The 22680-nt window shown below is 59.2% G+C and carries 22 protein-coding genes; 1 reads left to right on the forward strand and 21 read right to left on the reverse strand.

The features are described from left to right. Positions 1–6: 6 nt before the first annotated feature. Entirely contained in the window at positions 7–906 is a 900-nt protein-coding gene (locus EYR88_RS02985) for an alpha/beta hydrolase (RefSeq protein ID WP_165477265.1), read from the forward strand. Here EYR88_RS02985 and EYR88_RS02990 read toward each other — a convergent pair. The 21 genes from EYR88_RS02990 to mltG all read right to left on the reverse strand — a co-directional run bounded on the left by EYR88_RS02990 (position 903) and on the right by mltG (position 22664). After that, the gene (locus EYR88_RS02990) at positions 903–2864 is read right to left on the reverse strand and encodes a primosomal protein PriA (protein ID WP_131088247.1); all 1962 of its coding nucleotides are present in this window, start codon (positions 2862–2864) and stop codon (positions 903–905) included. The genes EYR88_RS02985 and EYR88_RS02990 overlap by 4 nt on opposite strands. Before the next feature lie 10 nt (positions 2865–2874). After that, the gene (gene metK / locus EYR88_RS02995; RefSeq protein ID WP_131088248.1) at positions 2875–4080 is read right to left on the reverse strand and encodes a methionine adenosyltransferase; all 1206 of its coding nucleotides are present in this window, start codon (positions 4078–4080) and stop codon (positions 2875–2877) included. Between the two features lie 80 nt (positions 4081–4160). Beyond that, positions 4161–5384 carry a bifunctional phosphopantothenoylcysteine decarboxylase/phosphopantothenate--cysteine ligase CoaBC gene (gene coaBC / locus EYR88_RS03000; RefSeq protein WP_131088249.1) on the reverse strand — a complete coding sequence of 408 codons (1224 nt, stop codon included), beginning with the start codon at positions 5382–5384 and terminating at the stop codon, positions 4161–4163. A 134-nt stretch (positions 5385–5518) separates the two neighbouring features. After that, positions 5519–5779, reverse strand: a complete 261-nt coding sequence (gene rpoZ / locus EYR88_RS03005; protein ID WP_131088250.1) for a DNA-directed RNA polymerase subunit omega — start codon at positions 5777–5779, stop codon at positions 5519–5521. Between the two features lie 11 nt (positions 5780–5790). Then, positions 5791–6354 (reverse strand): guanylate kinase, encoded by a 564-nt coding sequence (gmk, locus tag EYR88_RS03010; protein ID WP_131088251.1) that lies wholly within the window; start codon positions 6352–6354, stop codon positions 5791–5793. 3 nt (positions 6355–6357) lie between these two features. Further along, a complete protein-coding gene (mihF, locus tag EYR88_RS03015; RefSeq protein WP_131088252.1) occupies positions 6358–6693 on the reverse strand; it encodes an integration host factor, actinobacterial type in 336 nt (111 codons plus the stop codon). A 145-nt stretch (positions 6694–6838) separates the two neighbouring features. After that, positions 6839–7681: an orotidine-5'-phosphate decarboxylase gene (pyrF, locus tag EYR88_RS03020; RefSeq protein ID WP_131088253.1), complete on the reverse strand. Its 843-nt coding sequence runs from the start codon at positions 7679–7681 to the stop codon at positions 6839–6841. After that, the gene (carB, locus tag EYR88_RS03025) at positions 7674–10952 is read right to left on the reverse strand and encodes a carbamoyl-phosphate synthase large subunit (RefSeq protein WP_131088254.1); all 3279 of its coding nucleotides are present in this window, start codon (positions 10950–10952) and stop codon (positions 7674–7676) included. The genes pyrF and carB overlap by 8 nt, the downstream gene beginning before the upstream one ends. After that, positions 10952–12121 (reverse strand): glutamine-hydrolyzing carbamoyl-phosphate synthase small subunit, encoded by a 1170-nt coding sequence (carA, locus tag EYR88_RS03030; RefSeq protein WP_131088255.1) that lies wholly within the window; start codon positions 12119–12121, stop codon positions 10952–10954. Before carA ends, carB begins: the two co-directional genes overlap by 1 nt. Beyond that, entirely contained in the window at positions 12122–12628 is a 507-nt protein-coding gene (locus EYR88_RS03035) for a hypothetical protein (RefSeq protein WP_242632439.1), read from the reverse strand. Continuing rightward, entirely contained in the window at positions 12621–13925 is a 1305-nt protein-coding gene (locus tag EYR88_RS03040; protein ID WP_131088256.1) for a dihydroorotase, read from the reverse strand. The genes EYR88_RS03035 and EYR88_RS03040 overlap by 8 nt, the downstream gene beginning before the upstream one ends. An 11-nt stretch (positions 13926–13936) precedes the next feature. Then, a complete protein-coding gene (locus tag EYR88_RS03045) occupies positions 13937–14899 on the reverse strand; it encodes an aspartate carbamoyltransferase catalytic subunit (protein ID WP_131088257.1) in 963 nt (320 codons plus the stop codon). Continuing rightward, entirely contained in the window at positions 14896–15465 is a 570-nt protein-coding gene (pyrR, locus tag EYR88_RS03050) for a bifunctional pyr operon transcriptional regulator/uracil phosphoribosyltransferase PyrR (RefSeq protein WP_131088258.1), read from the reverse strand. The genes EYR88_RS03045 and pyrR overlap by 4 nt, the downstream gene beginning before the upstream one ends. Before the next feature lie 392 nt (positions 15466–15857). Beyond that, on the reverse strand, positions 15858–16268 hold the full coding sequence (gene nusB, locus EYR88_RS03055; protein WP_131088259.1) for a transcription antitermination factor NusB: 411 nt from the start codon (positions 16266–16268) through the stop codon (positions 15858–15860). After that, positions 16268–16828: an elongation factor P gene (gene efp, locus EYR88_RS03060; RefSeq protein ID WP_131088260.1), complete on the reverse strand. Its 561-nt coding sequence runs from the start codon at positions 16826–16828 to the stop codon at positions 16268–16270. The genes nusB and efp overlap by 1 nt, the downstream gene beginning before the upstream one ends. A 122-nt stretch (positions 16829–16950) precedes the next feature. Then, positions 16951–17481, reverse strand: coding sequence for a tetratricopeptide repeat protein (locus EYR88_RS03065; RefSeq protein ID WP_131088261.1), 531 nt, complete (start codon positions 17479–17481; stop codon positions 16951–16953). A gap of 2 nt (positions 17482–17483) precedes the next feature. Continuing rightward, on the reverse strand, positions 17484–18575 hold the full coding sequence (gene aroB, locus EYR88_RS03070) for a 3-dehydroquinate synthase (RefSeq protein WP_131088262.1): 1092 nt from the start codon (positions 18573–18575) through the stop codon (positions 17484–17486). 78 nt (positions 18576–18653) lie between these two features. Continuing rightward, positions 18654–19142 carry a shikimate kinase gene (locus EYR88_RS03075; RefSeq protein ID WP_131088263.1) on the reverse strand — a complete coding sequence of 163 codons (489 nt, stop codon included), beginning with the start codon at positions 19140–19142 and terminating at the stop codon, positions 18654–18656. Positions 19143–19155: 13 nt separating this feature from the next. After that, positions 19156–20355: a chorismate synthase gene (gene aroC, locus EYR88_RS03080; RefSeq protein ID WP_131088264.1), complete on the reverse strand. Its 1200-nt coding sequence runs from the start codon at positions 20353–20355 to the stop codon at positions 19156–19158. Positions 20356–20384: 29 nt separating this feature from the next. Beyond that, the gene (locus tag EYR88_RS03085) at positions 20385–21224 is read right to left on the reverse strand and encodes a shikimate dehydrogenase (protein WP_131088265.1); all 840 of its coding nucleotides are present in this window, start codon (positions 21222–21224) and stop codon (positions 20385–20387) included. Positions 21225–21266: 42 nt separating this feature from the next. Continuing rightward, positions 21267–22664: an endolytic transglycosylase MltG gene (gene mltG, locus EYR88_RS03090; protein ID WP_131088266.1), complete on the reverse strand. Its 1398-nt coding sequence runs from the start codon at positions 22662–22664 to the stop codon at positions 21267–21269. Between the last annotated feature and the right edge of the window lie 16 nt (positions 22665–22680).

Here is a 22680-nt window from a genome sequence, read left to right on the forward strand (position 1 = left end):
TCACTTATGCACCAACGACAACAGCTAATATCCACGCACCAGATTAATGGTTCGACGCTCAAGGTCTTCATCACCACGGCGCGCAAACCGGCACAGGGCGTAATTTTTGCGGTACATGGCTTCCGCGGGGACCACCACGGTCTGGCCCGCATCGTCTCCCACCTTGAGCACTACACGGTGATTGTGCCCGATCTGCCCGGTTTTGGTGCGTCCACCTCAATGCGCGACATTGAGCACGATGTTTCTGGCTATGCGCAGATACTCAATGAGCTGGCTTCGCAATTGCACCTTGATGGCCGGGTGCACTTACTTGGGCATTCCTTTGGCTCGATCGTCGCCGCAAAATTGGCTACGCAGCGAGAATTTGCATCGCTGGTTTTGCTTAATCCCATCTCCGAACTCGCACTGGATTCTTCGCAGGCGCTGCTGGCCAAGCTCACCAGCGCTTACTACGAGGTGTGCGCCAAACTGCCCGCCGCCGTGGCAGAACCTGCGCTACGATCGAAGCTTTTCAGCGACGCCATGAGCCTGGTGATGACCAAAAGCAAGGATCCGGCGATCCGCGCCTATGTTCGCGATCAACACCGCGCCTACTTTGGTGGATTCCAAACGCGCAGCATCCTGGCGCAGTCCTATCGTGCGTCGATCACCGCCACTGTTGGGGACTACTCCCCCGAGCTTAAACTGCCGACCCTTATGGTGGGCGGGATGCAGGACGAACTGGGTACCCCGGCAACTCAAGAACAGCTGCGGCGTAGTTTTGCCAACGCGTCGTTGGTGATGCTGGAAAATGTCGGGCACCTGATCCACTACGAGAAGGCGCCAGAAACCGCCAGCGAAATCGCGCGTTTCCTAGCGGCGTTGGCCACAGCGGATTCCGTGCCCAGCGGCGAACCGCTCGCCTAGAGCACGTCGTAGGGGTCGATCGTTATAGTCACGATCGGGTCCTTCGCTGCAGACATGCTCGAGCGCAGATGGCGCAGGGCGCCAGTGACCTCGTGTCCATCGGCGTAGGAGAAGAACAGTACGTAGCGGTGCTGAATTGGCGGACCGTCGATCACCGTCGGGCCATGAATTTGCACCCGGGCACGGGTTTCAACGTCGAGGGCCGCGATCAGGCGTTGCGCGCCAGGACCGGAAATGATCGCACTGCGCACCGCTGGCGGTAAACCAACCTCCCGGCGTTCAGCCAATTCGCGATCGGCAAATCCGGCCGGGTCATAACGTACCAGCGAGGCCCCGGCAGGGCTGGGGTGCCCGGTGAGGACTACAACGCCGTCGCTTCGGGCCATGGAGGCGGCGGTAAACCAGCGGGCGAGAACTTCTTCGGAGTTTCGCAAGGAGTCATGGGCGAGCATCTTGTCGGCGTCGAGCAATAACACCGCTGCGTAGCCGCCTTCAACCAACGGTTCTACTCCTGGTGTGGCCACCACCAGCGCCGGTTTATCAGGTATTTTTTCGACCGGTTTTGCTCCGGTGGAGGAAATAACGCTGACCTTCGGGAAGGCCAACCCGAGTTCGTCGGCGGTGCGCTCGGCCCCGATGCTGGCTGCTCGGATGCGTGGTGATGAACAATTCTGGCACCGGTAGTCGTGGAACTGCTCGCCACACCAGCGGCAGGCCACATGAGAATCCTTGCCGGCGATGTGTAGCGGACCCTGACACCGAGTGCAGCGCGCTAGTGTGCGGCAGTCCTGGCAGGCCACGGCCGGGACAAAGCCGGTGCGTGCTACCTGCACCAAAACCGGACCGGTTTCTAGCGCCTTGCTTGCTTCCCGCCAGGCCAGTGACGGAATTCTGGCGCGGGCTAGGGTCGGATCGCGCTCGAGTTCAAAATCGTTGGTTGTTGCCGTGACCCGTGCGGTGAGTTCCCGCAGCGCTGCTCGCGGCATTTTCAGCTCGGTCGCCCAGCCCGTGCTGACCAATCGCTGTGCCTCAACCGATCGGGAGGCACTAGCGATCAGCAGAGAAATGCCGGCTTGGGTGCTGCGCAGTAGCAACACCTCGCGGCTGTGCTGATACGGGGCGCGCTGTTCGCGGTGCGACTGGTCCGCATCCTGCCACAGAATCATCAATTCGAGCTCTGGCACGTGGCAGAGCGCCGCCGAACGGGTGCCGATGACGATCTGCACGTGTCCGCCGATGGCACGCAGGAAGTTCCGGTAACGCGGGGTTGGCCCGTCGTCGGCTTGCAACCGGGCATAGGACTCCGGGCCAAAATGATCGTCGAGGTACTGGCTGAGGATTTTTACATCGCGCGCATCGGGCACAATGAGCAACACCCGCTTGCCGCGTTGAAGCACAGGCCGGGCCGCGTCCATCAAGAACCCGGGCCAAAAACCGTGCATGTTGGGTACCCAAGTTGCCACAGCTCGCAGCAGCTGCCCACTTGACCACGCCTCGATCGCCCTAGGCCCATTTTCGTAGCGCTCGATCTGGTTCTGCGTCTCCTGCAGTTCCGGGTTAACGGTGGCCAGTTCCTCTTTTTCTACCTTTGCGGCGCGCGCGGGAACCGCCGAGCGCACCACATCCCACAAAGTTCCAGCATAGCGGGTGGCCACCTCGCCGGCTGCGTGGAGTACTTCAGGGAACAGCGTGACTTGTTCGCTGACGATTTTGCTCAGCGGCTTAAGCTTCATCGCCGTTGCATGGTCCTCGAGAATTTCGACGATGAACCCGGCGGGCTGTTGGTGCCCAAAAGGGACCTTGACCCGGATACCCGCAACGGCCTGGGTGGCCATGGAGTCGGGAATTTCGTAGTCGAAGAGCCGGTCCAAATGTGGAACCGATGAATCAATCAGCACCCGAGCAACCCGCGTACGGCGGGTCAGCTCGGGTGCTGCGATCAGAGCGTCTTGCTGCACTGCGTAGATCCTAGGCGTTGAACCAGTTGCGCAACGCGTCCACTCGGTCCAGCTTCTCCCAGGTAAAATCGTTGTCGTCCCGGCCAAAGTGGCCGTGGGCAGCGGTTTTGCGGTAGATCGGGCGCTTCAGATCAAGATCTTCGATGATTCCCAGTGGGCGCAGGTCGAAGACCTCGTTGATGGCCTTGGTGATCTTCGCTGGGTCAACGGTTTCGGTGCCGAAAGTCTCGACGTAGAGTCCGACAGGGCGAGCCACACCGATAGCGTAGGCAACTTGGACCTCGGCACGACGTGCCAGGCCGGCAGCGACCACGTTCTTAGCTACCCAGCGCATGGCGTAAGCGGCCGAGCGGTCAACCTTCGATGGGTCCTTACCGGAGAAGGCGCCACCACCGTGGCGAGCGAAGCCGCCATAGGTGTCAACGATGATCTTGCGCCCGGTCAAACCGGCGTCTCCTACCGGACCACCAATAATGAATGGACCCGATGGGTTCAAGATGACATTGGTCTTGGACATGTCCAGGCCTGAGCGTTCCAGAATCGGGGTGACCACCTCTTCATACAGGTCAGCCTTGAGGGTGGCCAGTTCGTACTCAGAGGCATGCTGGCTGGAGACAACCACGGTGTCTACCGAAACCGGCTTATCACCGTCGTAGCCGATGGTCACCTGGGTCTTGCCGTCCGGGCGCAGCAACGGCATGCGACCGTTTTTTCGCACCTGGGTAAGACGCTCGGACAGACGGTGCGCGAGGAAGATCGGGGTCGGCATCAGCGAGTCGGTTTCATCCGAAGCGTAGCCAAACATCAGGCCTTGGTCCCCGGCGCCCTGCAGGTCGCGCGGGTCCTTAGCGGTACCTTCGCGCGACTCCAGCGAGTTGAAGACGCCGTCGTGAATCTCTTGGGATTGCTGGCCGATCGACACGGAGACACCGCAACGCGCGCCGTCAAAACCGTTGGCCGACGAGTCGTAGCCGATGTCCAGAATGGTTTTGCGGACGATCTCAGGGATCTCGACATAACCGTTGGTGGTCACCTCACCGGCCACGTGCACCAGTCCGGTGGTGGTCAGGGTCTCGACGGCGACCTTGGAATCGGGGTCCTGCGCCAGCATGGCGTCGAGGATCGCATCCGAAATCTGATCGCAAATCTTGTCCGGGTGTCCCTCGGTCACGGATTCCGAGGTGAAAAGACGAAGTTCAGGGGTTGTTGAAGTCACCTTGTTACTCTATCTGGTCTGGTGGACCGTTAAGCAGTTGTTGCGACAATACGTGACCAAGCCGCACATGGCTCAGCTCACTATTCTTGCGCAGCATGTCCTTTTGTTGCGTGGGAAATCTGTTCGATGACGACCCGGGCCACCTCTAATTTGCTTCCGGCAGCATGGACCGAGTCGCTCGAGCCGGCAAAAAGCACGTGAATGCTGTTGGTGTCCTGGCCAAAGGTCAGCGTGGCACCAACTTCATTCACGACCAGCATCTCGCATCCCTTACGGGCGAGTTTGGCGCGTCCATAGTCAAGAACCGTGCCCTGCTCATCGCCCGTTTCAGCGGCGAATCCCACGATGAAGGGCGGAAGCTGGGCGTTGGTGGCACGTTGCGCCACCACTTCGGCCAAAATATCTGGGTTCCGCACCAGTTCGACGACGGGGGCGGAATACTCATCGCGCTTCTTGATTTTCGAATTTTCGATCGTTGCCGGTCGGAAGTCAGCGACCGCGGCGTTCATGATCAGCACGTCCTGACCAGGTGCATGGGTGAAGACCGCCTCATGCAAGTCCTGTGCGCTGGAGGCTTCGATCAGCGTCACCCCGTGCGGGGCGGGCACCTCCAAATGGCAGGCGATCAGTGTGACTTCGGCGCCAGCTGCCCTTGCAGCTTCTGCCAGAGCCACACCTTGGCGTCCCGAAGAACGGTTGCCCAAGAACCGCACCGGGTCAAGTGGTTCACGAGTACCGCCGGCGGTAATCAGCACCTTGGTCCCGGCGAGTCTCGCATCGCCGAGTAGGTCCTGAACGGAAGCGAAAATTTCTTCGGGCTCAGGCAGGCGTCCGGGGCCAGAATCCTTGCCCGTGAGGCGCCCGGTGGCCGGATTAATAATCCGCACTCCCCTGTCGCGCAGGGTTTGTACGTTGGCGACCGTGGCTGGGTGCTGCCACATCTCGGTGTGCATGGCCGGAGCCATCACTACCGGAGCGCGGGTAGCCAGCAAAGTGCCGGTGAGCAGATCGTTGGCCAAACCGGCGGCGGCCTTAGCCATAAGGTCTGCGGTGGCTGGGACAACAAGGACCAGATCGGCCAGCTGACCTAGTCGCACATGGTTCACGTCCTGAACCCCGTCAAAAACGTTGGAGGTCACGCGGTTGCCCGACAGTGCTTCCCAGGTGGCGTCGCCGACGAAGTTTTCGACGTTGCTGGTGGGGATCACGTCAACGTGGTGTCCGGCTTCGCGCAGTAGACGCAGGAGCAGGACCGACTTATAGGCAGCGATTCCTGCCGAGACGCCTAGAACGATTCGCTTCACTAGGGACTTCCTTGAAGTGTCGGTGCTAATTGACGAGCCGCCGGCTGGCAGAAACTGCCACGGGACTCAACGGCTTGTGCTTAAAGGTGCTTAACCAAAAAGAAGGCGCCCTAATCAGGGCGCCAACTTTTGAATTAGTCCTCGACGACCTCTGCCGGAGTGACCTTGAGTAAGGTTTCATCCAGTTCGCGCAAGGCGATGGTCAGCGGCTTCTCGTTCAGCTTGGTCTCGACCAATGGACCAACATACTCGAACAGGCCTTCATTCAGCTGTGCGTAGTAAGCGTTGATCTGGCGTGCTCGCTTAGCCGAGTTGAGCACGATGGCGTACTTCGAGTCGTTGGTCTCAAGCAACGAGTCGATCGATGGGTTAATGATTCCCTCTAGGTTGGACACAGGACTCCCTATTAGTCGTTCTTAAGCCCCATGAGGGCTACAAGCTCTTCGGCGGCACGTGCCACATCGTCATTAACGATGGTCACGTCGAATTCAGATTCCGCCGCAAGTTCTAGTTTAGCGGTTTCTAGGCGACGTTGCTGTTCTTCGGGCGATTCAGTGCCACGCCCCACAAGGCGACGTACCAATTCATCCCACGAAGGCGGGGCCAGGAAGACAAATTTTGCCTCCGGCATCGACTCCTTCACCTGACGTGCACCCTGCAGATCAATCTCTAACAGGACTTTTTTGCCGTCAGCCACTGCATCTTCAACCGTCGATCGGATGGTGCCGTAGCTATTCTGGCCGTGGACTACAGCCCACTCCAGCATCTGCCCATCTTCGACGAGCTCATGGAAACGATCAGGGCCCACAAAGAAGTAGTGAACTCCGTCCTGTTCCCCTGGTCGAGCGTTTCGTGTCGTTGCGGACACCGAGAGCCAGACATCTGGGTAGTTGTCACGGATGTAGGTGGAGACAGTTCCCTTACCTACGGCCGTGGGGCCGGCTAGAACAGTTACCGACGCAGCGGTCATTGACTACACTTTCGTTTTTGGCGGGCTTTGCTTGAAGTGCTCGGTGATTGCGGTGCGCTGCTTGCGCCCCAGTCCACGCAGTCGGCGGGATGGGGAAATGCCAAGGCGTTCCAACAAGTTTGCCGCGCGTACTTCGCCGACGCCCGGCACCGATTCCAGAAGGTCCATGACACGCATGCGTCCCACGGCTTCATCTTCGTATACCAAGTCTAGTACGTCGGTGATGGAAATTTTGCCGGCGCTGAACTCAGCCTTGATTTCCGCACGACGTGTGCGGGCAGCAAGGGCTTTGGCGCGGGCCCGGATACGATCTTCGTCAGAGAGTTCTCGCAGTACCATCGTTCAGCCATCCTTAATGTGTAGTTGACTAAGGCTATGTTGAGAAACATAGCTTTCAAACGCTGCTTTTGCAAGACTAAACGCGTCGTGGCTACCAGAAACTCTAGTAGCCACGACGCGTTTGTGTCACGAACCTATTTTTCAACTACCCCGCGGCGATCAATTCATCGCGTACGCTGCGTGCTTTCTCGCGAAGGGCCGCTACATTCGGCCCGACTTTGAGAATGTCTCGACTGCTGGTGCCCAGCACCTGCGAGTAGCTCGAGGCGAATGACTTGGCGATATCTTTCGCGGTCGCACCCTGAGCCCCGAGGCCCGGAGTGAGCAGCGGAGCTTTGCTGGCGCTCAGGTCGATGCCCAGTTTTTGTGGTGCGTCCCCGATGGTGGCGCCAACTACCAAACCGACGTGACCCAAATCTACTGCAGCAGCATTTTCCCGGGTGACTTGGTCGATAATTGATTTAGCAACCGAGTTTTCACCACCAACGTGCTGCACCGAGGGGCCTTCTGGGTTGGAGGTCAGCCCGAGGACAAACACTCCCCTGCCGGTGGCGGCAGCCAGATCGAGCGCCGGACGCAGGGACTCGTAACCCAAGTATGGGCTCAGAGTTACCGCATCGGAAGCCAGCGGAGATTCATCATCGAGCCAAGCGGTCGCATAGGCGGCCATGGTCGAACCAATATCCCCACGTTTCGCATCGGCCAAGGTGAGCAGCCCGGCAGCCTTGGCCGCAGCCAAAGTTTCCTCGAGGGCAGCAAAACCGGCCGAACCGAAACGCTCGTAAAGGGCAACCTGCGGCTTGAGGATCGCGGCGGCACCGGCCATGGCTTCCACCACGGTCAGTGAGAAAGATCGCACACCTTCGGCCGTATTTTCCAGCCCCCAGGCTTCCAGCAACGCCGGATGCGGGTCGATTCCCACACACAGCGGGCCGTAAGCCTGCATGGCAGAACGCAGGCGGTCACCAAATAGGATCGGGCTAGGCATTGCGCGCCGCATTCAGGTGAGCCTCGTGCTCCTGCAAGCTGGTGACATCCCACGCGTATTCGCGCAGGGCGTCAATCGCCTGAACCGAGGCGCCAAATTCGGCCACCGTGGTGATCACCGGGGTGCCCACTGAGGTAGCTGCAGCGCGGATCTCGTAACCGTCGCCACGGGCGTCGGAACCCGAAGGGGTGTTCAGGATGAGTCCGATTTCGCCAGCGTTGATCAGATCGACGATCGAGTCGCCACCTTCATGCAACTTGCCCACAACCTTGGTTGGGATGCCGTTGCGACGCAGAACCTCGGCGGTGCCACCGGTGGAGATGATCTCAAATCCGTTGTCCGACAGGTGCTTGACCGGAAGGACGATCGAACGCTTGTCGCGGTTGGTCACCGAAACGAAGACCTTGCCGGAGGTTGGCAGTGGGTTGTTCGCGGCGGCCTGGCTCTTGGCGAAGGCCGTGTCGAAGTACTTATCGATGCCCATCACTTCACCGGTGGAGCGCATCTCTGGGCCGAGCAAGGAGTCAACTACCTTGCCCTCTGGGGTGCGGAAGCGAGCGAATGGCATAACCGCTTCCTTGACCGCGATCGGCGCCGAATCTGGCAGGTGTGCGCCGTCGCCCACCGCTGGCAAGTAGTTGCCACGCAGTTCGGCCAGGGTCTTACCCACGCCGATCAACGCTGCAATCTTGGCCAGCTGCACGCCGGTAGCCTTCGAGGTGAACGGCACGGTGCGCGAGGCACGTGGGTTCGCTTCGATCACGTACAAGATGTCCGATGCGAGCGCAAACTGGATGTTGATCAGTCCGCGCACACCAACACCCTGGGCGATAGCCAAGGTGGCGGCCTTCACGCGGTCGCGCACATCTGGGCCGAGGGTGATCGGAGGCAAGGTGCAGGCCGAGTCGCCGGAGTGAATACCGGCTTCCTCGATGTGCTCCATAATGCCGCCGACGTACAGATCGGTTCCGTCGTAAAGTGCGTCAACGTCGATCTCGATGGCGTCTTCGAGGAAGCGGTCAACCAATACCGGGTGGTCGACGGTGATTTCGGTGGCGTTGGTGATGTAGCGCGAGAGGTTGGCCTCGTCGTACACAATCTCCATGCCGCGCCCGCCCAACACGTAGGAAGGGCGAACCAAGACCGGGTAACCGATGGAGTCGGCGATGGCCTTGGCATCGGAGAAGGATACTGCGGTGCCGTTCTTTGGTGCGATCAGCCCGGCGTTATCCAGTACACGCTGGAAAGCGCCACGGTGTTCGGCCAAGTCAATAGCCTCAGGCGAGGTGCCAAGAATCGGAATTCCGGCAGCCTTCAGCTCAGCAGCAAGCTTCAGTGGGGTCTGGCCGCCCAGCTGTACAAACACGCCCAATACACCGCCGGTCTGCTCTTCGGCGTGAATTACTTCCAGCACGTCCTCTAGGGTCAATGGCTCGAAGTAGAGGCGATCGGAAATGTCGTAGTCGGTGGACACGGTTTCCGGGTTGCAGTTGACCATCACGGTCTCGTAGCCTTCGGCGCGCAAGGCCATCACCGCGTGCACGCAGGAGTAGTCAAACTCGATGCCCTGGCCGATGCGGTTTGGACCCGAGCCGAGGATGATGACCGACTTCTTCTCGTGCGCCACCACCTCGGTCTCTTGATCGTAGGTGGAGTACATGTACGGGGTGAAGGCTTCAAACTCGGCCGCGCAGGTATCAACGGTCTTGAACACCGGGCGGACACCTAGTGCGTGGCGAATACCGCGAACCACGGCCTCGGACTTGCCGGTCAGCTGTGCCAGCTGAGCATCGGAGAAGCCGTGGTGCTTGGCTTCGCGCAAAATGTCTTCAGGCAGGTGCTTATTGGCGGCAACCAGCTGTGCGGTCTCGTTGATCAGCGCCAGCTGATCCAGGTACCAAGGGTCGATCGACGTCACTTCGTACAGGCGCTCGATCGAAAGACCCGAGTAGAGCAGGCGCTGGACCAGCGACAGGCGCTCGGTGGAGCCCTTGACGATGGAGGCCAGTACGGCTTCGTGCTCGGATTCGTCAATGGTCTCGAAGCTCAGCTCCGAGCCCTTCTGCTCTAGTGAGCGCAGGGCCTTTTGCAGTGCCTCGGTGAAGTTACGGCCCAGGGCCATCGCTTCGCCGACCGACTTCATGGTGGTCGTCAGGGTCTTATCCGCTGCCGGGAACTTCTCGAAGGCAAAGCGTGGGACCTTGACCACAACGTAGTCCAGAGCCGGTTCGAAGGAGGCCGGGGTCTTCTGGGTGATGTCGTTCGGGATCTCATCCAAGGTGTAACCCACGGCCAGCTTGGTGGCGATCTTGGCGATCGCAAAGCCGGTGGCCTTGGAAGCTAGTGCGCTGGAGCGTGAAACGCGGGGGTTCATCTCGATAACCACTACGCGGCCGGTGTCCGGTTCAATAGCAAACTGGATGTTACAGCCACCGGTGTCCACGCCAACTTCGCGGATGACGGCGATCGAAATGTCGCGCAGGTTCTGGTATTCGCGGTCGGTCAGGGTCATCGCTGGGGCGACGGTGATCGAGTCGCCGGTGTGTACACCGACCGGATCGAAGTTTTCGATGGAGCAGACGACTACAACGTTGTCGTTCTTGTCGCGCATCATCTCCAGTTCGTATTCCTTCCAACCCAGGATGGACTCCTCCAGGAGCACCTCGGTGGTTGGCGAATACTGCAGGCCGGCACCGCAGATGCGGCGCAGGTCTTCTGGGTTGTAGGCCATGCCCGAACCCAAGCCACCCATGGTGAACGATGGGCGGACAACAACTGGGTAGTTCAGTTCCTCGACGGCAGCAAAAGCCTCGTCCAGGGTGTGTACGATGACCGACTTGGCCGATTCGGCGCCGCAACGCTCCACCACGCCCTTAAACTTCTCGCGGTCTTCACCGAGCTCGATGGCTTCGATGTTCGCGCCGATCAGCTCCACGTTGTACTTTTCCAGGGCGCCGGACTTATCCAGTGCGATGGCGGTGTTCAGTGCGGTCTGGCCGCCCAGGGTTGGCAGGATCGCATCCGGGCGTTCCTTGGCGATGATCTTTTCGACGACCTCTGGGGTGATCGGCTCAACGTAGGTGGCGTCGGCGAATTCCGGGTCGGTCATGATGGTGGCCGGGTTGGAGTTCACCAGAACAACTCGCAGCCCCTCTTCCTTGAGCACACGAAGTGCCTGGGTGCCGGAGTAGTCGAATTCAGCGGCCTGTCCGATAACGATCGGGCCCGAACCGATGACGAGAACTGATTTCAGATCGGTGCGCTTAGGCATTACTTGCTGTCCTTTTCTGCGGCGGAATCCAACGCGGTGATGAAGCGGTCAAAGAGGTAGGCGGCATCGTGGGGGCCAGATGCGGCTTCTGGGTGGTACTGCACTGAGAAGGCTGGAATGTCCAAGCAGTTCAGGCCTTCCACCACGTGGTCGTTCAGGGAGTAGTGCGAAACTTCGACCTTGCCAAAACGCTCAACCGGGGCCAGCTGTGAGCCCTCGATCGGCGCGTCAACGGCGAAGCCGTGGTTCTGGCTGGTGATTTCTACCCGACCGGTGGACTTGTCCATGACCGGCTGGTTGATGCCTCGGTGGCCGAAGCGCAACTTGTAGGTATCAAAGCCGAGCGCGCGGCCCAGCATCTGGTTGCCGAAGCAGATTCCGAAGTATGGCAGTCCGGCGTCGAGCACCGAACGAACTAGCTCCACCTGCTTGGTGGCGGTGGCTGGGTCACCAGGTCCGTTGGAGAAGAACACGCCGTTGGCGCCGGTGGCCTTGATATCTTCCAGGGTGGCATCGTGCGGCAAGACGTGCACACGCAAACCACGCTCGGCCAGGCGGTGCGGGGTCATCGACTTCATGCCCAGGTCGATCGCGGCCACGGTGTGCTTGATGGCACCGGTGTAGCCGTGATCGGCTGGCTCAACGATGTAGGCCTGCGCGACGGAGACCTCAGCGGAGATGTTTCGGCCGGCCATCGGTGGCTGTGCCTTGACGATCTCGATAAGCTCGGCGTCGGACTTGGCCGCAGCATCGCCGGAGAACACGCCGGACTTCAGCGCGCCAACTTCACGCAAGTGGCGAGTCAGTGCACGGGTATCCACACCGCGGATGCCCACGATGCCATATTCTTTTAGGTCATCGTCCAAGGTGCGCTCGCTTCGCCAGTTGCTTGGTCGACGAGCAGCATCGCGCACTACATAACCGGCAGCCCACATGCGGGTGGACTCCGGATCCTGCGAGTTCACGCCGGTGTTACCCACGTGTGGGAAGGTCTGCACGATGATCTGGTGTGCGTAGGAAGGGTCAGTCAGGGTTTCCTGGTAGCCGGTCATGCCGGTGGTGAACACTGCTTCACCCAGGGTTGTGCCCACGGCGCCATAGCTGCGCCCGCGGAAGATGCGGCCATCTTCGAGTACCAACACGGCTGGTAGGTTGCTCAGAGAATTCACTTATTTGTCTCCTGCTCGGCTTACGTCGGTGTGCGACGCCAGCAACTGATAAATCTTTGGGGTGTCCTCGGCATAGCGGGGACGGAATCCGGTGTCGAAGGTGAATCCTTCGCGATTCCAGGTGATCACGATCAGCCCGTTCTTCTCGACAAATTTGCCGATCATCCCGCTGGACCGCTTAACGTTTTCGAAGTGCTCCCACCCGATGTGCAGATCGCGGCTGCCGGATCGGATCAGGTGAATGCCGTGGCTTCCCAATTCCAAGGTGGCATTGGTTCGCACGCCAAGATCATGCACGGCAATGCGGTCCAGCCAGTCATCAAACTTGGTGGTGGCCACATACATTCCGGTGAAGCTGTGTTCGAGCGTATCGGCAAACTCAGCGTAGGGCTCCGGGATGTCCGATTGGCGGGCTTTGAGGTTCCGCCAGCCCAGCAAAATCATGGTGATGCCGGCTGCGATGATCAGCACCGTAATGATGATCGGGCCTAGTGCTCCCTCAGGCATGGACCGGCCTTGGGGTAGCGAGCTTGGAGTCGAGCACCGTGGCGTGACCGTGCAGGAAGGTGGCGCGTACCGAACCCGGTAGCTGCATTCCGGCAAACGGTGAGTTCCGGCCCTTGGTGGCCATAACGCTCGGGTCAACCGTCCAGGTAGCAGCCGGATCAACCAGAGTCAGGTTGGCTGGCTCCCCTACCGCGATTGGTCGGCCCTGATCGGCAACACGGCCGATCTGCGCAGGCACGGTGGAGGTAATCCGGGCCACATCGGCCCAGGAGAGCAACCCGGTATCCACCAGCGTGTGCTGGACGATGGACAGCGCGGTCTCCAGACCGGTCATGCCCATGGCCGCAGCTCCCCATTCACAATCCTTGGATTCGGAAGGGTGCGGGGCGTGGTCGGTGCCGATCACGTCGATGGTGCCATCGGCGAGGCCCGCACGGAGTGCCTGCACGTCGGCTTCGCGGCGCAATGGCGGGTTGACCTTGTACACCGGATCGTAGGTGCGAACCTTTTCGTCGGTCAGCAACAGGTGGTGCGGGGTGGCTTCGGCGGTGACGTTAATTCCGCGAGCCTTGGCCCAGCGGATAATTTCTACCGAGCCGGCGGTGGAGACGTGGCAGATGTGCAGGCGCGCACCCACATGCTCGGCAAGTAGTACGTCGCGTGCGATGATCGACTCTTCGGCGACCGCTGGCCAGCCTGGCATGCCCAAGATGGAGGAAACTTCGCCCTCGTTCATCTGGGCACCCTCGGTCAGACGTGGTTCCTGGGCGTGCTGGGCGATCACTCCGTCGAAGGCCTTCACATATTCCAGTGCACGGCGCATCAACAGTGGGTCCCAGACGCAGATCCCGTCGTCGGAGAACATCTTCACGGCAGCGCGCGAATCGGCCATGGCGCCGATTTCGCTCAGCTGCTTGCCGGCAAGGCCTACGGTGACCGCACCTACCGGACGGACATCCACCCAGCCGGCCTGACGGCCCAGTTCGTACACTTGCTCAACCACGCCGGCGTTGTCCGCCACCGGGGTGGAGTTGGCCATTGCGTGCACGGCGGTGTAACCACCAAGGGCAGCAGCTTGAGAACCGGTTTCCACGGTTTCAGCGTCTTCGCGGCCTGGTTCGCGCAGGTGGGTGTGGGTGTCAACCAGACCTGGCAGGAGCACCAGGTTCTTCGCGTTGATGACCTGTACGTTCTCGGTGGCTTCGATGCTGCCGATCTGCGCGATCTTCCCGTCAACGATGAGCACATCTTGCACGGTGTCACCGAGTACGGCGGCCTGTTGGATCAAATAGTTCATGGGGTCTTCTTTCAGATCAGGTCGCCGGAGAGGAGCATATAGAGGCTGGCCATGCGCACGGCCACACCATTGGTGACTTGGTCGAGCACCGTGGAGCGCGGTGAATCGGCGGCAGCCGAGGAGATTTCCAGGCCACGGTTCATCGGGCCCGGGTGCATGATCAACGTTTCGGCGCCCGAAGCGTCAAGGGTGGCCAGGCGGGCATCGTCCAGTCCCCAGTAGCGTGAATATTCGCGTGGGTTCGGGAAGTAGGCAGCGTTCATGCGCTCACCTTGGACGCGCAGCATCATCAGTGCATCGATCCCGGACGCGATCACTGCGTCGAGGCCGTAGCTGATGGTGCACGGCCAAGCGTGGGCGCCCACTGGAAGCAGGGTTGGCGGGGCCACCATGGTGACCTCAGCGCCGAGGGTGTTCAGCAGCCACAGGTTGGATCGAGCCACGCGGGAATGCAGAATATCCCCGACGATCGCGACCTTCAGACCATCAAGGCCTTTGCCCAGCGGGTTAACACCTTCGCGTAGTGCCACCTGGCGGCGCAGGGTGAATGCGTCCAGCAGCGCCTGGGTGGGGTGTTCGTGGGTTCCGTCGCCAGCGTTGACGATCGGCAGGCCGATCCAGTCGGTGGCAGCAAGTCTGGCCGGGGCACCGGAATCTGGGTGGCGGATGACTACTGCGTCGGCACCGATAGCCAGCAGGGTTTGGGCGGTATCCTTCAGTGATTCGCCCTTGGAAACGCTCGAACCCTTCGCAGAGAAGTTGATGACGTCAGCGCTCAATCGCTTGGCGGCAGCTTCAAAGGAGATGCGGGTTCGGGTGGAGTCCTCAAAGAAGAGGTTGACCACGGTGCGTCCGCGTAGCGCGGGAAGTTTTTTGATGGCTCGGGTGCCGGATTCGCGCATTTCTTCGGCGATATCCAAGATTGAGATGGCTTCTTCGCGGGTTAGATCCGCGGTGGATAGCAGGTGTTTCATGCGGCGCCCTCGATAATCACTTCGTTCTTGCCATCAATTTCTGCAAGGTGCACACGCACCTTTTCGCTCTTGGCCGTGGGCAGATTCTTGCCTACATGGTCAGCGCGGATGGGTAGTTCACGGTGGCCTCGATCAACGAGGACTGCAAGGCGCACGATGCGCGGCCGTCCCCAGTCGGAGAGGGCATCCAGCGCTGCACGAATGGTGCGCCCTGAATAGAGTACGTCGTCGACCAGGACCACAACTTTTCCGTCGATCCCACCGGTCGGAAGGCGGGTTGGGGCCGGGGTGCGTGTGGTGGAGTGGCGCAGATCGTCACGGTACATGGTGATGTCGAGCTGACCTACAAGAGTTGCTGGGTCCAAATGTTCAGGCGCGGAAGCTGCGATGCGTTGCGCTAAGCGCTGCGCCAGCGGGAAACCACGGCTGGGAATGCCCAGGAGCACAAGGTCATCTGTGCCCTTGTTGGCTTCGATAATTTCGAAAGCCACACGAGTGAGTACACGATCAATATCGTCGCCGGTCAGAACCGTGCGCGACACATCTGGCACTGAATTTTCATTCATGCTGTGCACCTCTCCCTTCTCCGCCTCACGGGACGGCATTTAAAGGAATATTGCTAATTCAAATTATCACGATCCGGGGCCGATTCCCTAGCGGAAAGCTATGCATGACACTGAATGGCCAGTGAAATGCATCACTCGATGTATAGCTCTGCGCCCACGCACCCTGAGAATTAGGCACCTTAGCCCCCGCAGCAGCTAAGTGAGGCTGCCAGTATTGGCCTTGGCACACCGTGATCGAGAGATTAATAGAAGCTCCATGCGGGTAATAAAGCAGCGGTGTGATGCTCCTCCATCGCAGCGTGAAATGGGCGCAAAAAAGCCTGGGCCCGATCTCACAATGGAGATCGGGCCCAGGCTAGAAAACTGAGGAACGCGGTTAGTTGACCAAAGTATTAGTCAACCAAGGTGTCCTTGACGCTTTGGATTCGACCCAAAACGCCGTTGACGAATTCAGGTGACTCGTCGGTGGATAGCTCGCGAACGTTAACCACGGCTTCTGCCACGGCTACGGCGTCGGGAACATCGTCGTTGTAGAGCAATTCCCACACACCGATGCGCAGGGCGCAACGGTCAACGGCAGGCATACGCTCAATGGTCCAGTCCTTGACGTAGCTCTCTAGAACTTCGTCAATACGGTCCAGATGGGCCATGACGCCTTCGAGGATCGTCAGCGAGTACTCGTTGAGTACGATGTCCGAGTTTTCCCGGCGAGAGATAGCGACACCCATTGGATCAACGTCACGGGCTTCAGCTTCAAACAGGAATTCCAGGGCTCGGCGACGGGCTTTGGCGCGGGCTCTCACTAGTTGACACGACCCAGGTAATCGCCGGTGCGGGTATCAACCTTGACCTTGGTGTTCTGCTCTACGAACAGTGGAACCTGAATTTCCTTACCGGTTTCCAAGGTAGCTGGCTTAGTGCCAGCCGAGGAGCGGTCGCCCTGCAGGCCTGGCTCGGTGTAGGTGATTTCCAAAACAACCGAAGCTGGCAGTTCCAGGTACAGTGGGCTGCCGTCGTGCATGGCGATGGTCAGTTCCTGGTTTTCCAGCATGAAACCGGCGGTCTCGCCTACGGTCTCGCCTGGAACGGTGATCTGGTCGTAGTCTTCCAAGTTCATGAAGACGTAGTCATCGCCATCTTGGTAGAGGTACTGGTAGTCGCGACGGTCAACAGTTGCGGTCTCGATCTTGGTACCAGCGTTGTAAGTCTTGTCGACTACCTTGCCGGTCATCACGTTACGCATCTTGGTACGGACGAAAGCGCCACCCTTACCTGGCTTGACGTGCTGGAAGTCAATGATGGTCCAAAGCTGGCCCTCAATCTTCAGCACCACACCATTTTTGATGTCAGTTGTATCCGCCACGTTTCCTCAATCCTCTATTTACACCAGCATGCACTGGCATTATCAAAAAACCATCTATAACTTTACCCTACCGACCGCTTCTGCGTTAGGGTTTGACCCGGTGGCGCTCGTTACTGCCTGGCTTACTGCTCGACGCGCTCTTCGGCAATGTTCAAACAAATGCTCGATGCATTCACCAAGTAGGCGTCGTCGCCGAGCTCGAGGCGAAGGTCCATAGCCTTACGGAAACGAGTCGCCGCAGCCTTGTAGTCGCCCTTGGCGTAGAACGAAAGTCCCAAGTGGTGATGCATCAGTGGCTCGTAATCGGTGCCAGCAAATTCTTCGGCCAGCTTGCGCAGGCGGTTGATCGCACGATCAAAATCACCCTGCATGCGGGTTAGCTCGGTGTCCAATACACGAAGGTGTGCGTTGGTTGGGTCAATCAAGCGGGATTCGGCGATCAGCTCGCCGGCTTCAGCCAGGTGGCCTCGGGCCAGCAGGATCATGACCTGATCGGTCGGCGAACCAACCTGCATCTGGTGCTCGGCGGCCTGCTCGTCGGCGACATAGGGCTTGAGGGTTTCAGGATCGACCAAAACGCCTTCGACCGAAGTTCCGACGCCCTGACGGTTTACCGATGCGACGTCAATGGCGTATGCGGTGTAGTCACCCATTTTCATTCCCCGATTTCCTGGTAGGCCGCAAAGAGCAGCGAATTATCCGGTACTTCGTAAATCCGTGGCTTGCCAATGGCTTCAAGAACAACAAAGCGCAGCTGGTCGCCACGGGCCTTCTTATCGCGCTTCATTCCATCAAGCAGTGCTGCCCAACGGTCGTTGCGGTAGGTCGTTGGCAACCCCAGTGACTTCAAGATGTTCACGTGGCGATCGGCAACCTCATCGGAGGTGTGCCCCACCGAACGTCCCAGTTCAGCAGCGAAGCACAGACCGATGGATACGGCTGCGCCGTGACGCATCTGGTAGCGCTCGGCAAGTTCGATAGCGTGGGCCAAGGTGTGACCGTAGTTCAAGAACTCACGATCGCCAGCTTCCTTCAGATCCCGGCTGACCACGTCAACCTTGACCGCGATGGTGCGCTCGATCAGTTCACGAAGGCGTGCGCTGCTTGGCTCGATAGCCTCGGCTGGGTCTTCTTCGATCAATTCCAGAATGCGTTCATCTGCGATGAAGCCGGTTTTGACGATTTCGGCCATGCCCGTAACCAGTTCGTTCTTAGGCAACGTCGCCAAAGCATCAAGGTCAGCCAATACGGCGGCAGGTGGGTGGAAGGCGCCAACCAGGTTTTTGCCTTCTGCTGTATTGATTCCGGTCTTGCCACCCACGGCTGCGTCAACCATCGCCAACAGCGAGGTAGGAATGTGGATGACCTTCACGCCGCGAAGCCAGGTGGCTGCAACAAAGCCAGCGAGGTCGGTCACCGCGCCACCGCCTACGGAGATCACTGCGTCGGTGCGGGTGAAATCGTTCTTGCCCAGCACCTCCCAGCAGAATGATGCAACCTGGATGTGCTTGCCCTCTTCGGCATCCGGGATTTCAGCGGTTAGTGCCTCAAGGCCAGCATTGGCCAATTCGTCACGAACTACGTCGCCGGTGGTGCGCAAGGCGCGGGGGTGAATAACCAAAACCTTTTTAACCGAAGATCCAAGTAGCTCTGGCAAGTGAGACAAAAGTCCGTTGCCAACAAGTACTGGATACGATTCGGCGGGGGTGTTTCCCGAGACCTTAAGAGTGGTCGGTGCCAATGGCATCAGTCTATTCCTCCTGATGGTGATGATTTTTCTAGCGTACGCGTGCAAATGAGCAGAACTTGCATCTCGTGGTCCTAATCACAGTTGCTCAAGTTGCGGCAAAATCTCTTCGACAATTTGTAGAACGGACTTGCCGTCCACCACAACATGCACGTCAGCTAGCATTTCGTAAATGGGGCGACGCTTTTCGTAGACCTGTGCCCAGACGGTGAGTGCTTCGTCACCTGCCAGCAAAGGCCGGTTGGAGTCTTGGCGAATCCGTTCCGAAGCGGCCTCTTGGCCAAGCTCGAGATAAACCACGGTGCCTCGGGAAAGTAGCTGCTGGTTTTCTTCACGCAACACCGCGCCGCCGCCGGTAGCGACCACTCCGGTGAGTAATCGGGCCAGGGCCTGAACCTCTAAGTCGCGGAAGTGCTGCTCACCGTGTTCGGCAAAAATTTGCGGAATGGTCCCGTGATGAGACACCACCGCAGCATCGGAGTCGGCAAAACTAGTGGATAAGGCCGTGGCCAGCGACCTGCCCACGGTGGACTTGCCACTGGCCATCGGACCAATGAGGTAAATCATTACCGAATGCTTCCTAGACGCCGGTCGATCCCAGATTATCCGGGATGTTAGCTAGGTAGGAGTCGATATTGCGCTTGGTTTCGGTCACCGAGTCGCCGCCAAATTTCTCCAGCAGGCTCTGTGCAAGAACCAGCGCGACCATAGCTTCGGCAACAACACCGGCGGCTGGAACCGCACAGACATCCGAACGCTGGTGGTGGGCGGTGGTCTCTTCTCCGGTGGCCGTATCGATGGTGCGCAACGCACGTGGAACGGTCGCAATTGGTTTCATACCAGCGCGTACACGCAGTACTTCACCGATGCTCATGCCACCTTCGATGCCGCCTGCGCGGTTGGAGTTGCGCTTGATGCTGCCATCTTCGGCGTAAACAATTTCGTCATGGGCAGCGCTGCCACGTCGGGCTGCGGTAGCAAAGCCGTCGCCCACTTCAACACCCTTGATGGCCTGGATGCCCATCAGGGCTGCGGCCAAACGGGAATCTAGTCGGCGATCCCAATGTACGTAGGAGCCGATACCCGGAGGCAGGTTGTAGGCCAAAACCTCAACCACACCACCCAGGGTCTCCCCTGCCTTGTGCGCGTCGTCAACTTCGGCAACCATAGCTTCGCTGGTCGCGGCGTCAAAGCAACGCAATGGATCGGCGTCCAGTGCGGCAACATCGGCGGCGGTAGGCAACGGAGCACCTTCTGGGGACGACACAGCACCAACAGCGGTGGTGTGCGAGACCAGTTCGATGCCAAGATCGTTCAAGAATCGTGAGGCGACCGCACCCAGGGCCACACGGGCCGCGGTTTCACGGGCGCTAGCACGTTCTAGAATCGGACGAGCGTCCTCAAAACCGTACTTCTGCATGCCGGTGAAGTCGGCGTGGCCTGGACGGGGGCGAGTCAGTGGCGCGTTGCGCGCCATGGATGCCAGCTCGTCCAGATCAACGGGGTCAGCGTTCATCACGCGTTCCCACTTAGGCCATTCGGTGTTCCCGATTTCGATGGCCACCGGGCCACCCTGGCTCTTACCGTGGCGGACTCCGCCAAGGAAAGTAACCTGGTCCTTTTCAAACTTCATACGCGCACCGCGGCCATAGCCTAGACGGCGACGCGCCAACGCTTCGCGTACTACTTCGCTATCTACCGATACTCCGGCAGGTAGTCCTTCGAGAATTCCAACAAGTGCCGGGCCATGCGATTCGCCCGCGGTCAACCAACGCAACATGTCCTCTATTTTGCCATGACATGACGTATTTACTGGTGTCGAGTCAGGCCCAGAGAGTCAAACATCGCATTTGTGACGTCAACACGACGCTGCTCATCCCATGCCTCGTGCGCAAAGAGGCGGACTTGTTCCACTGCTTGATGCACCAACATGTGCAACCCGGAAATCACCGGTCCAGCCCAGTTTTTCGCCAACTGCGAGGGCCACGGATCGTAGGCGACGTCTAGCAAGATGCCGGTTCCCGGACCAAGGGTTGAGACCCAAGTATCGGCCGCGCGTGGCGGCAGGGTACTAAAGACCAGCGGCAGTTCTCGGAGCTGAGCTCCAACTTCTTCGGTGATGCCTGAGATTTCGTGGATGACCGGGTTGAGCGACAGTTCATTAGCTAGGTTCAGGGCCCGGGAGGCGCTGCGAAGAGAGCGAACCACCAAAAAGACTTGCTGTACGCTCAGCTCAGCGCAGGCCTGCAGGGCTGCCAACGCGGTATTGCCCGATCCGAGGATCATGGCTCGGCCGCAAGGAGCCTGGGAAAAATCCTGAACCGCGCGGATAAGCCCGTCAACATCGGTATTTTCCCCAAACAGTGTTCCGTCGTCACGCACCACAATGGTGTTCAGCGCACCGAGGCGTTGGACTCGGGTGGAAACTTCGTCCATGAAGGGCAGGAATACGTCCTTGAGCGGCATGGTCACCGAGCAGCCGGCCCAATCTTCAGTACGCAGTCGAGCTATGTGCGCAGCGCTTTGGCCAGGCTCCAGATCGATCGCCTCGTAGCTCAGATCGGCCCCGAGAAGCTGGTAGGCACGCTGATGCAATACTGGTGACTTCGAGTGGCTCACCGGGTGGCCCAGAACCGCAGCCTGCTTCATCTTTTCCTGCACTTTCTGCTGTGGAGTTACTGCGGGTGGTGTCTAGCAGACGCCGGGATTTTCTGAGCACCAGGTTCGGAACTGTGCCTGGTTCTGCTGGTGTTCTGCATAGGTGGAGGCAAATTTGGTTTCGCCGGTACTGATATTGACCGTCACCCAGTAGTAGTAACCGTTATCTTCCGGATTAGCTGCCGCCTTGATCGCAGCATCTGCGGGAGAGCCGATCGGCGTCGGAGTTAGGCCGGTATGTACATAGGTGTTGTACTTGTTGGCCTTGTCCTTTTTCTCCGACGGACTGAACTGCAGGCTGTAGCGCTTGAGACCGTAGATGACCGCCGAGTCCACCTGCAATAAGCCGTGGGTTTCCTTATTGCCTGGGTCCAAACGATTTTCGATCGCTCCGGCTACGGTGGCGTAGTCCTTCTCGCGCGCCTCGGCTTGGAGGATGGAGGCAACGGTTAAGGTCCGGTAACCCTGTTTCAGATCGGTGATTCCAGCGTTTTTCAACGTTGTTTTGGTGCCCTTAACCATCTTGGCGAGAACGGTTTTGGCGTTGGTGCCCAGCTCAAAGCGGTACTCCCCTGGGTGCAGCCAACCTTCAAGGTTGGGCACAGATGAGGGAAGCCCGAACTTTTCTGGCTGATTGGCCAGCTTTTTCAGGTCCGCTAGTTTCAACCCAGAGCTCTTAGCGACCTCGCTCAGTGCTGCGTCAAGGCGGAGGTTAGCTTTCAGCCCAATGTAGAAGACCTTGCCCGGCTTGTTATTAACCAAAACCTTGGCCGCGTCCGCTGCCGGCATCTGCGACTTAAGCAGGTAGGTGCCGGGGTGAATGAACTTGTTTGTGGATTCGGAATCCTCAATTGCTTTAATGAGCAGCTTGTCGTTGGAAATCACGTCCATCTCTTCAAGCTTGCGCGAGATCACTCCCACGCCCCAGCCATCTTCGACGGTGAATTCCACGGCGGATCCGCCTGGGCCCGGATAGTCGTCGGGATTAAATTGCTTAACCAGAGCCTTAACGAAGAACAGCGACCCTGCGACGATCAGGGCAAAAATAATGACGGTGGCCAGCATGACGACGTTGCGCTTGCGCCGGGTTTTTTTGCGTCGTTCGCGCTTAGACACGGAAGGGATTTCGCCGGTCAAAGAGCTGGCAAACATCGTTTCTGATGCTTGCTCTCCCGTGGTTTGGGTGCCCTGCGCAGGGGCCAGGGCGGGGAGGAACCGGGTGTTGGTATTCTCCCCGTCCTGGCTTTCTGGTGCGCTCGTGCTTGCCGAGGCAGCGGCGGTTTGCTGTGCAGCGCCACCGCTGTAGTGATTCAGGCCGGTTAGTTCCGGAGCCGAAGGTTCTGCGATCGGCGGACGTTGGCCCGCCGAGAAGCTTTCGTATAGCGCGCGATGTGTATCGCGTTGGCGCTCATGACGGGCTTCTTCTCGCATTGACTCTCGTTTCTCG

It is taken from the genome of Arthrobacter sp. S41 (assembly GCF_004320535.1).
Classification (GTDB): Bacteria; Actinomycetota; Actinomycetes; order Actinomycetales; family Micrococcaceae; genus Glutamicibacter.